We start from the raw sequence: 11,388 nt of genomic DNA, 5'->3' as shown, positions 1-11,388 counted from the left end.
ACCCCAAAATCAAAGTTGTGAACCAATAAAGAAGTGTAGTCGAATTGGGTGACCTGGGTCTGAAATACCCGAAGCAACATCTAAACGAATCGGACCAATCGGGGAACGCCAGCGGATACCTACACCAACACTGTAAGCAATTGGATTGCTAAAGTCTTTGTTATAGGCATTACCAAAGTCGGTAAATAATGCTGCTCGCCAACCTTCTTTAAATTGATAGTTATATTCGAGTGACCCAACAGCCAAAGCCTGACCACCAATTTTATAGCCATTTTCTTCAGGCGATAGACTCTTATAGTCAAAGCCTCTTAAACTTTGATCTCCACCTGCAAAAAATCTCAGGTTATATGGCACATTATCAAAGTCATCGGTAAAGATGTAAGCCAACTGTGCACTTGCGATAAATTGGTGATCATAATTACTCCCCAAAGAGTAAATACCTGCCCAGTCAGCACTTAAAATGGCCATATTGGCATCTGAAACAACTGACTTTGAGCCAAGCTGTATTTTGTAGCTTTGTTTAAAGCCTTTCACAGGGTTAAGAGGGTCATTACTGTCGGTACGTGAGATTTGATAACCAAGCAATAATGCCTGCTGTTGTGGGTTTGAACCAGGACGTAAAAATGCACTTGGTACGTCAGCTTCATTCACTTCGCCAATTTGGTGAATTTTATCTAAACGATAACGAAAGCCAAACGTTTGTTGCCAACCACCAAATGGATTACGTATGACACGCTCGGCACCTGCAATGGCTGTTTCTGTGGTTAAGCTCATGCCTGGACCGACGCCTGTAAACTCCTCACGTTCATAACCACTCACTAAGTTAAAGTAGTCATTAATAGGATGTTTGTATGGAATGGTATAATGCGTGTCTACAGCTTGGCGAATCTGTGACACCTCCATGTTGGCATCAAAAGAATGCCCATAACTGTTTACAATGGCACGGCGGTATTGTGTACGTAGGCGAAACCCCGTGTCTGTCCCGTACCCTACACCCACTTCGGCACTGTTGAGCTTATCTGCGTTTAAAGTCACAATCACAGGCACTTTTTTACTGTTTCTTACTTCCGCTTTTTCTTGGTCGCTGTCATTAATTTGTTGCGCCTCTGTTTGTTCATTAGTCGTTGAACGCTCTTGTGCACCTGCAAACTGCTTTTCATCTGCAACGGTTTGTTTTTTAGCAGGCTCATTTGTATTTGTTATTTTATTTTTTGATGCTTGATTAGCATGAACACTTTCATCTTGTAAGCTGGTTTGAGCTTGGGTTTGTGTGATCTTTTTTTCATCGACCAAAGCTTGTATATCTGGTGGTAAGTCTTGAGGCTTTGAAATAGGGTCAGGTTTCACCGTTTCAACTAAACTCCAGTTGAAGTAACGACTGTTGGTTAAGTTGTTCGCAAGCGTGTTTACACGCCAAAAAGCATAATCATCACCACTTTGCCACGGCACCATGCTCTTTAAAACACTCATTTTTAATGGAAATGGCTTTTTTGAGTCACTCATACGAAATTCAACATCACCGAGCTTATAACGCTGTCCGGTGTCATAACGTAAGTTAATGTCTGCTTTATTTTCAGGTAACTGTATTTTTAGGTCATGCAGTTGCCAGTACGCATCAAAAAAACCATTATCTGAAGCAACATCATTAATACGCGTTTTGGTCTGCTCATATTTCCCCTGATTGAGAATATCGCCAACCTCTAAATCTGGTAATAAACGAATCACCTGAAACTGTGCAAGATTTTTACCTGCACCAAAAAATTCAATATTTTGAGATGCAACGGTTACAGGTTGATTTGGCTCTACAATGACTTTAACTTTTTTATTGCTTAGGCGTTCAAATTTGAATTTTGCATTGTAATAGCCAACTGCTTGAGCAGCTTGCTGGACTTGCGTTCTCAGTTGTGGCACCGCTGAACTTTCATCGTCAAAAGCTTCTTGAGTAAATGTAGACAGTTTATTTTTAATATTGGTTTCTAAAAGTGGTGGAGCACCTTGCACTTCAGCTGTAATTTTGGGAATAACAAAACTGTCTGTATCTTGGCTTGGTTTTAAACGATTAAACCAACGTTTAAAAATATTCTTTTCAGGGGCATGCTGTGGTTCAATCTCGAAGGTTGTATCATTAAAAATTGCACCTTTTTTTGCTTGAGGATTCGCATCATTAGCACGTGCTTGAGCAAGGTCTTGCTCATGTGCCGTTTGAATATCAGTAATAATCTGATTCACTTGCACAGATGGTATACTTGTGTCTGTTAGACTTTGCATGGTTTGTGCAGAAATTTGGCTATTCACTGCAACACCTTGCTGTCTATTTATCTCTGCTTGTTGTTTTGCTTGTGCTGCTTCATTTAAAATTTGCTGTGCCATACTTGGATCAACAGCAACCGCAGGAAGTTGCTCTAAGTCACCAAGGTGAACAGGCTTAAAATCTGTTAAAGCAGGGTTTTGTTGCTGCTGTTGTAATAACTGCATACTGTCTGTTGTATTAGATGTAATTGTACTGACTTGCTGAGGCGTTGCTGTAGTTGCGTTTTGTGTATTAGGCTGTGAACTATTTGACGATGTATCTTGTGCAAAAGACTGCGTCATCGCACAGCTGGCCAACAAGGCAATACATATTAAGTAAGGTTTGTCATCTATTTTTAATATGGACTGAACATGCTGAACAAGTCGCAATTTTTTAAAATGTGTTTTTAAAAGCATGGCGTACAACAACCCATTTTTATTGTCAAAATAATATCTGTCTTTGCACAACAAAGTTTTCAACAGATCAATGTTTTTTATATCATACATGATTTTGTTCATGAGATAATCTGTTATCAATCATTATGTGATTTTTTTGAGCAGCCATAATTATGCAAGAAAAACAATCTTTAATTACTTCAAAACGATTTTTACCCATGTTTTTAACCCAATTTTTTGGGGCACTCAATGATAATGTCTACAAACAGTCATTATTGTTGGTCATCACTTATGGGCTTATACAGCACAGCGGTAACAACATTAGTTTCTTAAACAACCTCGCCGCATTATTGTTTATTTTGCCTTATTTCATTTTTTCTGCCACCGCAGGGCAAATTGCAGATAAGTTTGAACGTGCCAAACTCATTCGCTCAATTAAAATCCTTGAAATCATTATTATGTTGATTGGCTCATGTGGTTTTTTACTAGGGCACATTAGCCTCTTATTATTTGCCCTATTTTTAATGGGCGTACATTCCACCTTTTTCGGCCCCATCAAATATGCAATTTTACCTGAAATATTAAAACCCAATGAACTTATGGCAGGTAATGCACTCTTTCAAACAGGAACATCTTTAGCCATTTTATTGGGGATGATTTTAGGCGGCACCATCATTTCACTGTCTCATGGGCAATTAATTTGGGTCTGTATTGAAGTCCTGACTATTGCTTGCTTAGGCTATTTAGCCAGTCGATTTATTGCAACACAACCTGTTAATGACGCCAATATTCAAATAGACTGGCATGTATTACGTACCAGTTTACAAACCATTCGTTATGCCAAAAGTATTCCAATCATTTACCTCATTTTATTGGGTAATTCTTGGTATTGGTTTTATGGTTCATCGTATTTGACACAAATCCCTGAACTTACTCATCAATATTTAAATGCCTCTGAAAATGTTGTGAGCCTATTACTCACACTCTTTTCCGTAGGTATTGGCGTTGGCTCTTTATTATGTAAAAAAATTGCAGGCTCTGAGGTTAATTTTAAAATGGTTCCTATTGGAGCCATTGGTCTAACTCTTTTTGCTTTTTATCTCTCTACTGCCCTGCACTTTGTACCAAAATCTTCAACTGTACTGGGCTTTGCTGATGTATTTACACAGGGTCAAATGTATTACCATGTTATGTTAGCAATTATTCTATTGGGGGTCAGCGGTGGTTTTTATATTGTGCCACTATATGCACTGATGCAAGCGTACTCACCTCGTTCACACCGTGCTCGTGTTGTTGCTGCAAATAATATTTTTAATGCCATTTTCATGGTGGCTTCAGCATTATTTTCAATTGTCATTTTGAGTGTATTCAAAATAGACATGACGATTTTATTTTGTATTACTGCTATTTTTAGTGCATGCTTTTGTTTTTGGCTCATTCGAAAAATACAGCCATTACTTACTCAAAAATCTACGACTGTAGAGGATTAATTTATGCGTCATTATTCAACCATTGACCGTTGTATTCAATCACTAGATCAAGCCCTGCGTAGTTTAGTCCCTGGGGCAACTGCTGCTCATCGCACCAATCCTGCCGAAGACTCTGAGTCTGCACTCTCTATTAGTGAAGCACGTCATGTTGCAGGGCTTATGCGAGTTAACCATAGTGGTGAAGTTTGTGCACAGGCACTTTATCATGGGCAAGCACTGACCGCGAAACTACCAAATGTACGCCGTGAAATGGAACATGCAGCCATTGAAGAGCAAGACCATTTAGCATGGTGCGAAGACCGTTTAAAAGAGCTCGACAGTTTACCAAGTCTACTTAACCCAATTTGGTATGGGCTTTCTTTTGCAATGGGTGCAATTGCAGGTGCAGCAGGTGACAAATACAGTCTAGGCTTTGTTGCAGAAACAGAACGCCAAGTCAGTTTACATTTAGTAGACCACATTGAACAATTACCAGAACAAGATGAACGCTCTCGTAAAATCTTAGTGCAAATGAATGAAGATGAATTAAAGCACCGTGATACTGCACTTGATGCAGGTGGTGTAGACCTACCTAAGTCTGTACAAATCACCATGGGTGCTATTTCAAAACTAATGACTAAAACCAGTTATTATATTTAAAATAAATGATTTAGCGTATCGACTTGATACGCTAAATAGCGCTATGCATAACCAGAATTGTACTTTAACTGTTTGTAATGCGGTATAGGGCTGACATGAAATGTCTGTATGGGCAAAACATCATATAATGGTACTTTCACATCTAGTGCGAAAGGCATTTTCTTAGCATTCAATTGCCAAGATTGTGTGTGTTGGTCTTGCCAAGCAATCACATCTATATCAAGAGTAATCTGATGCGATGGGCGAATGCGTCCTGTCATAGACTCTAGGTTCTTGATAAACACATGTATTGTGGCAAAGTCTAGCTCTGCTGACTCAAACAGACAAGCTGCATTTAAATAATCTGCCCCGACCCCATCTCTACATGGCATTTCATAAGCACAAGACACTGCAATTAGCTTACCCTGATGTTCAAGTTGCTGTAATGCCCAATTTAAATGCTTAGATGCATTTAAATTACTGGCCAGTGCGAGTGCAAAAATCATGGCGTTGTCGCTCAAGACGAATTCCAACTGCTTGGGCTTCGGGAATAATTGCAGGTTTACGAATTGTAATTTCTATTTTCTCTATGCCTTCAAAATGCTCAAAAAGCTTTTTCATCACTAAATAAGCCGCATGCTCTATCAGTTTCGGCTGTGCTTGTTGAATAACCTCTCGGCTTAAATCACAAATTTCTGCATAGCTAATGGTATCTTCTAATTGATCTGATTGACTCGCAGCCGACAAATCATAACTTACCATCAAATCTAATGATAATGGTTGTTCAATTTCTCGTTCCCACGCAAAACAGCCAATCACTGTTTTTATATGTAGGTCTTCTATTAAAATAATATCCACAAATACTCTCTACTTTAAGTGTTCACACAAAACTATGACTGACCTAGCATATTTAGGCGTTGGTCGGCATAGATATCTGTATAAGGTGCAAGTGTTTTCATAAAGCGATCAAAATAAAGAATTTGTTTAAACAGTAGTGCAAAATCTCTTGGGAAACGAATACCATGCCGCTCACCGACAGCCACAATATCTAACATCATATGGTTTAAATCTGATGGGCTGGTCGATAAAATTTCTTGCGGGTCTGCAAGCATAACACCTGTAAATAAGCGTTCAATGTCTTGTGCAAGCAAGTGAGTATCAATTTTTTGCTTAGTCATTCCCATCTGCAACATATTTTCGGCCATTGCCATATAATTGGTATGTTGCAATGCATCCATAAATGCAAGCGACGCAGACCACACCTTGGCTGGAAGTTGTCCAACAATACCAAAGTCGATAAAAGCAATTCTTCCATCTTCAAGCAACATGACATTACCCGCATGCAAATCTGCATGAAAACTCTTACATGCTGTTAAGCTACCAAACCATGTATTCATGGTAGTAATTAAAACTTGTGATGGGTCTTTACTGTATTTTTTCACCATATTAAAGTCAGTCAGTGATACACCATACAACCTTTGCATAGTAAGCACTCTGCGTGTCGAGTGTTGTAAATAGACTTTTGGCGCAATTACATCTTGAATATGACTGTCTTGCAAATATGCAATAAAATCATTGAGATTATTGGCTTCTTCAATAAAGTCGACTTCTCTGACCATACGAGTCTTAATTTCTTCGACAATGTCTGCAATTGAAGCAAACTTAACTTTAGGTACAAATTTTTCTAATAGTTTTGCAGACCAATGTAATACGTTTAAGTCGGTATATAGCGTATTTTCAACATGGGGTCTTTGTACTTTAATGACGACATCTTCACCTGTCACCAAACGCGCAGCATGTACTTGTGCAATTGATGCTGATGCTAATGGTACTTCTTCAATATATGAAAAAATATCTTCGATTGGAGTGTTAGGAAATTCTTGTTTTAATACATCTTGAATATAACTAAATGGGAGTTTAGGTGTCTGATCTAAGCAACCTTGAAACTCTTCAACAAACTCTCGAGGAAATAATGAAGGTGTACTCGCAATAAACTGACCTAGTTTGATGTAAGTTGCACCAAGGTCTTCAAATGTTTCTCTGATAATTTTTGCAGGTGTTGGCTTTTTTAAACCATATTTGACGCCTGCTCGTGCTGCGATAAGTGCTGTTTCACTCACACGAACAATTGAACGCACACCATTAAAAAATATATCTTTTTTCATCATTAAGAAATGCTAAAACCATTATGTTTTGAGTGTAGCAAAAATTTATGTCTTACAGCGTATTTGATAAAAATTTATTACGCAAACAGCAGATTATGCTTTAAGACTCAAAATGCACTATGAACCATACAAAATAGCCCATGATTGCAGTCATTTGTTTTTGCACCTATTAAGTAGCAAGAAAACTAGCATTGTATGAGATTCAGTCAATAAAATATGAGTGCATTATCGTATTGCTATTTTGTCTTAGAAACAGGCAACATATCAGTTAAAAGTAGATAAAGTCTTTTAAAAAGCTCTAGAATAAAATCAAAAAACAATAAATAAAAAAGGCTTTATAAGTCTTTGAAAAACCTATAAAACCTTTTTTGGAATTTGGTAGGCATATCCAGATTTGAACTGGAGACCTCTACGATGTCAACGTAGCGCTCTAACCAACTGAGCTATACGCCTATAATGAATCGCATAATATCTAGAGTTAAAAATAAATACAAGTCTAATTTCTTGCCAGAACAATCAATTGATTAATATTAAGTCGAAAAATTACTTCTTACAATGCTAAAAGTATGACAACAAATAGCTTAAATCTAACGACCAATTAAATTTAAGGCTTTATTTGAGTATATTGGAAATCATCAATTTAAGTTTCTATACTGCATATGCTCAAGATATGAAAAAAACAGATATAAATTTCATCAGTACTCGATTTTTTTACTTCATTCATTATACAATTAAATGTACTGTATAATAGAAGGATGGCCGATACTTGACGAAAAATAATAAAAATATTCTTATTGTTTATGGTGTTTATATAAATCCAAACGTAAATTGGAAGCAACTTGTTAAACAACAACTTCAAGACATTCAAAAAAGTGGCATACTTAAAAACGCCGAACTCCACATTATTATTAGTAATCCAAATAATGTAGAGAATTTAAATGCTTTTTTCTCAACCCTTTCACTCCCAATTAGCCATATTCAAATATATTTTGAAAATAAGTTTGAGTATTGGGCAATTAACCATCTTTGGCATACCGTAAAAACCTCAGAAAACTTTCAATATGTAATTTACCTTCATACTAAAGGCATGAGTTATTATAAAAACTCTCGCAATCGTGATGAGAAAATTCTCACTTATTTTCTATTTCATCATTGGAAAAACACGGTATCAATCTTAGAAAACAATGCTCAGATTAATAAAGTAGGATTATTTCCATCAATTGACCCACTCAAGTCAGATTGGGGTGGTTGGATCTGGTTTAACTTTTGGTGGGCAAAAGCAGAATATATTAAAAAAGTTGAAACTCCCATTGAATCAACTGACCGGTATTACTATGAACATTGGCTGTCATTAAGCCAAAAAAATCGTGTTTTGAGTGATTGTTTTAGCCTAGTGTCCTTTAACAATACATTATTTACTACCCACGAGTTACCCAAATACTTTAAGATGCTAAGAAAGAAATATAGACTACTTTTCTGGACGAGATTAAAGCATTTTATTTTATCTTAGCTTTATTTACATAATCGTAAGCCAAATATAATCATACCCCCATAAAATATTTAATATTAAAAAACTACTTGGTCTTTATTAAAGGTGGTGGCATAAGATATTTTTATTATAAATATATGCTCCACCTTGCAAACACAGAAAATATATAGCTTCTCTTACTATAATATAGATTGGACTCTGCTTAAATATTAGGTCAGTTAAGGCTAAGACAACCACAAGAATGAGATGAACATAAAACGCGTAGTGATATAGCCCTTCAGAATTATCACGAGATGCATTCATGTAACCAATAATAATTAATCCAAGAATTCCAAAGATAATTCCTAAAGTAAAACCTAATGGTTCATTGTAATTAGCTAAGTAAGTACAAAATAATTTAAGTGCTACTGCCCCAACAATGACAAGACCAATAAAACTTACAACTAACCCCTTAATTAAATGTAATATTTTATCCATATTCTTTCTAAGTATTATTAAAATATAAATTAATTTAACATATAAAAATTCAAAAATCTAAAAATGATTGGTTAAACAGCTACGTTACCAGTTGCATCACTGGAAGCACAGAAACAGAAAAGGCCGCTAGTTAGCGACCTTTTTTTTACTACAAAAACATTTGTGAATAACTATTCAACAATCATTAAATTAAGTATTTTAATTCAATGATTTAAATAGAAACCGAGTGGCTTACATCATTCTGAACACTATAATAATCTTAACTAATCTTCTATAATCTGAGCAAAGCCATTTTTTATCTTATATGACATTATTCTAATTACATCTAATCTTTTATAATGTGACATAAGAGAATTTTGTGAGTAAGATTGTGAGTAATCTAAACTAAAATAATCCTTACTCACACATCATGCTAAATGATTTAAAAATCAAACGCCTAAAGCCTACTGACAAAATGTATCGAGTTGCTGACCACTCAGGACTCTGTCTTGAAATACGCACAACTGGTAGTAAGATTTGGCGTTATCGCTATCGTCACTTAAATACTGCAAAAATGGTGACAATTGGAAAGTATCCAGAAATTAGCTTAGCTTATGCTAGGGCTAAAACACTAGAATATCGTGAACAACTAGAAAAAGGAATAGATCCTTCAGAATATAAAAAGAATGAAAAAGTATTGGCCATACAAACTAAACAAGAGACCTTTCAGTTTGTTGCTGAAGAATATCTAGAATTCAAGAAGTCAGTTAAATCTGCAGAATGGCTATCATTAAGAAATCGTTATCTGCCTAAAGATATCTACCCTGTTCTTGCAAAACTACCTGTTAAAACTATTACATCCCTTCATATTAGAACTGTTTTAGATAATGCAATTCAACGTATTCAAAAATCAGGCCGTGGTACTGGAGCAACTAAGGGTAATTTGATCCGTCAAATTATGTGTGAAGTCATGCAATATGCAATTATGACCAGTCGAATTGAGACAGATCCAACCTATGCACTTCGTGGGTATTTGAGTAGACCAGATGTTCAACATGCTCAACCAGTCGATAAAGAAGATATAGCAAAACTTTTAAGCGCTATACCTAATTCAAAAAGTTCGCAAAGTGTTAAAAATGCATTAAAGTCTACAATATATACGATGTTGAGAACTATCGAGATTAGAAGATCTAAAAAAGAGTTTATTGACTTTGAGAATAGAACTTGGACTATTCCACTTGTATCTAAAGCAGATTTAGATGCAGGTCATCGAAATATGAAAAAGAATAGAACTCATGTTATTCCCCTGTCAGATCAAATGATGATGATTCTAAAAGAGCAATTTGCACTTTACCCTGAAAGTTCTTATATCTTCCCTGGTGCAGATCGTTACTCAATGATTGGTAAAACCACTTTAAATAATACGATTAAAAGCATGGGATTACCGCACGTCACTATGCATGACTTTAGGGCTACGGCATCAACTCAATTACATGAAGCTAATTTTAATAGCGATTGGATTGAATTGCAGTTGGCTCATGTTAAAGGAGATCGTACACGTGCATCATACGATCATGCTAAATGGCTAGATGGTAGAAGAGAAATGATGCAGGTTTGGGCTGATATGGTTGATGGGTGGAAATAGTTACTAAATTTTTATGCAGTAAAACATGGAAAAACATACGTCATACACAATTTTTTAGTGCTGTTTTGACAATTATTGCTAAATCACACATTTGTCAACCAAGATTTATTGCTGATATGAGGTTTTGTCAACTAAATCGTATTTTAGTTAAAAATAATCTCCATATATCTACAAGCCCTCTTGACATTGTGACTAGTCACGATTAATATGTGTACATAGACAGGAGAACCACGCAATGATCGGCTATCACAATACATGCACACAAGAATTAAAAGAAATCATCAAAGGACATGGTGATTACGCAGGGATTTTCGTAACTTTAAATGCTTCACACATGCAATCAAGTGATTATGGCGATCATTGCTACCGTGTTACTTTTGACTCTATTTGTGAGTTATCTGATATTGAGGCTTACTTAGAAACTAATACAGATTTTTTGATTAAACACCCTAAATTTCTAGCTGACTGCGAAGAAGAAGCTCAAGATGACAATTCTTATTTTGAGAACCAAAAGCTACGTGCATTAATTGCAATCGAATTAGGATTTGATGCAATAGAAGAAAATGATGGCATTTTAGTTGTTAATGGCACAGTAGAGTACATTGGCACAAAAGATAGTGAAGCTGTAGAAATTGAAATTGAGGAGAATTATTAATGGCAGGAATGACAACGTCAGAGAGAAAAGCTAAACAAAGAAGGGAATTGAGGGAAAAAGGTTTTTTGGCTAAGGAGGTTTGGCTACATAAAGATGTTATCGCCTCTCTAGAGAGATTAAAAACACATAAGAATCTTAAATCCATTGATGAAACTATCGCCTACCTTGCCAAAGAAAAGCTATAA

At 36.0% G+C, this 11,388-nt stretch carries 11 protein-coding genes and 1 tRNA gene; 6 read left to right on the top strand and 6 right to left on the bottom strand.

Translation table 11 applies throughout. The annotated features are described in order from the left end of the window. Positions 1-9: 9 nt before the first annotated feature. Complete coding sequence (locus I2F31_RS02450; RefSeq protein WP_195767965.1) at positions 10-2,706, bottom strand: autotransporter assembly complex protein TamA; 2,697 nt, start codon at positions 2,704-2,706, stop codon at positions 10-12. A 149-nt stretch (positions 2,707-2,855) separates the two neighbouring features. Here I2F31_RS02450 and I2F31_RS02445 point away from each other — a divergent pair, with 149 nt between their 5' ends. Beyond that, a complete protein-coding gene (locus I2F31_RS02445; RefSeq protein ID WP_323127553.1) occupies positions 2,856-4,175 on the top strand; it encodes an MFS transporter in 1,320 nt (439 codons plus the stop codon). Positions 4,176-4,178: 3 nt separating this feature from the next. Beyond that, positions 4,179-4,814, top strand: a complete 636-nt coding sequence (gene coq7 / locus I2F31_RS02440) for a 2-polyprenyl-3-methyl-6-methoxy-1,4-benzoquinone monooxygenase (protein ID WP_195767967.1) — start codon at positions 4,179-4,181, stop codon at positions 4,812-4,814. Between the two features lie 41 nt (positions 4,815-4,855). Here the strand turns inward: coq7 and I2F31_RS02435 are convergent, their stop codons facing one another. The 4 genes from I2F31_RS02435 to I2F31_RS02420 form a co-directional block, all read right to left on the bottom strand. After that, positions 4,856-5,299, bottom strand: coding sequence for a 2-amino-4-hydroxy-6-hydroxymethyldihydropteridine diphosphokinase (locus tag I2F31_RS02435; protein ID WP_195767968.1), 444 nt, complete (start codon positions 5,297-5,299; stop codon positions 4,856-4,858). Then, the gene (gene folB, locus I2F31_RS02430; RefSeq protein ID WP_195767969.1) at positions 5,271-5,651 is read right to left on the bottom strand and encodes a dihydroneopterin aldolase; all 381 of its coding nucleotides are present in this window, start codon (positions 5,649-5,651) and stop codon (positions 5,271-5,273) included. The genes I2F31_RS02435 and folB overlap by 29 nt, the downstream gene beginning before the upstream one ends. A gap of 32 nt (positions 5,652-5,683) precedes the next feature. Further along, positions 5,684-6,958: an ABC1 kinase family protein gene (locus I2F31_RS02425; RefSeq protein ID WP_195768156.1), complete on the bottom strand. Its 1,275-nt coding sequence runs from the start codon at positions 6,956-6,958 to the stop codon at positions 5,684-5,686. A 376-nt stretch (positions 6,959-7,334) separates the two neighbouring features. Continuing rightward, positions 7,335-7,411: transfer RNA gene (locus tag I2F31_RS02420), tRNA-Val, on the bottom strand. Positions 7,412-7,724: 313 nt separating this feature from the next. Here I2F31_RS02420 and I2F31_RS02415 point away from each other — a divergent pair. Next, positions 7,725-8,468, top strand: a complete 744-nt coding sequence (locus I2F31_RS02415; protein ID WP_195767980.1) for a hypothetical protein — start codon at positions 7,725-7,727, stop codon at positions 8,466-8,468. Between the two features lie 78 nt (positions 8,469-8,546). On the opposite strand, the gene I2F31_RS02410 is transcribed toward I2F31_RS02415, so the two are convergent. Beyond that, complete coding sequence (locus tag I2F31_RS02410) at positions 8,547-8,924, bottom strand: hypothetical protein (RefSeq protein ID WP_195767981.1); 378 nt, start codon at positions 8,922-8,924, stop codon at positions 8,547-8,549. A gap of 409 nt (positions 8,925-9,333) precedes the next feature. On the opposite strand from I2F31_RS02410, the gene I2F31_RS02405 reads away from it, so the two are divergent. The 3 genes from I2F31_RS02405 to I2F31_RS02395 all read left to right on the top strand — a co-directional run bounded on the left by I2F31_RS02405 (position 9,334) and on the right by I2F31_RS02395 (position 11,388). Next, positions 9,334-10,548, top strand: a complete 1,215-nt coding sequence (locus tag I2F31_RS02405) for a tyrosine-type recombinase/integrase (protein WP_195773394.1) — start codon at positions 9,334-9,336, stop codon at positions 10,546-10,548. Positions 10,549-10,783: 235 nt separating this feature from the next. Then, entirely contained in the window at positions 10,784-11,203 is a 420-nt protein-coding gene (locus I2F31_RS02400; protein WP_195770022.1) for a hypothetical protein, read from the top strand. Continuing rightward, complete coding sequence (locus I2F31_RS02395; protein WP_195773393.1) at positions 11,203-11,388, top strand: hypothetical protein; 186 nt, start codon at positions 11,203-11,205, stop codon at positions 11,386-11,388. Before I2F31_RS02400 ends, I2F31_RS02395 begins: the two co-directional genes overlap by 1 nt.

Source organism: Acinetobacter rathckeae, from assembly GCF_015627125.1.
GTDB lineage: Bacteria > Pseudomonadota > Gammaproteobacteria > Pseudomonadales > Moraxellaceae > Acinetobacter > Acinetobacter rathckeae.
The sequence above is the reverse complement of the archived record's forward strand: the minus strand, read 5'-3'. Positions and strand labels throughout refer to the sequence as shown.

Bases quoted from the DNA above. Each gene is read 5' to 3' on its own strand.
- I2F31_RS02450 (WP_195767965.1), bottom strand. From the start codon at position 2,706: ATGCTTTTAAAAACACATTTTAAAAAATTGCGACTTGTTCAGCATGTT.
- coq7 (WP_195767967.1), top strand. From the start codon at position 4,179: ATGCGTCATTATTCAACCATTGACCGTTGTATTCAATCACTAGATCAA.
- I2F31_RS02435 (WP_195767968.1), bottom strand. From the start codon at position 5,299: ATGATTTTTGCACTCGCACTGGCCAGTAATTTAAATGCATCTAAGCAT.
- I2F31_RS02425 (WP_195768156.1), bottom strand. From the start codon at position 6,958: ATGAAAAAAGATATATTTTTTAATGGTGTGCGTTCAATTGTTCGTGTG.
- I2F31_RS02410 (WP_195767981.1), bottom strand. From the start codon at position 8,924: ATGGATAAAATATTACATTTAATTAAGGGGTTAGTTGTAAGTTTTATT.
- I2F31_RS02405 (WP_195773394.1), top strand. From the start codon at position 9,334: ATGCTAAATGATTTAAAAATCAAACGCCTAAAGCCTACTGACAAAATG.
- I2F31_RS02400 (WP_195770022.1), top strand. From the start codon at position 10,784: ATGATCGGCTATCACAATACATGCACACAAGAATTAAAAGAAATCATC.
- I2F31_RS02395 (WP_195773393.1), top strand. From the start codon at position 11,203: ATGGCAGGAATGACAACGTCAGAGAGAAAAGCTAAACAAAGAAGGGAA.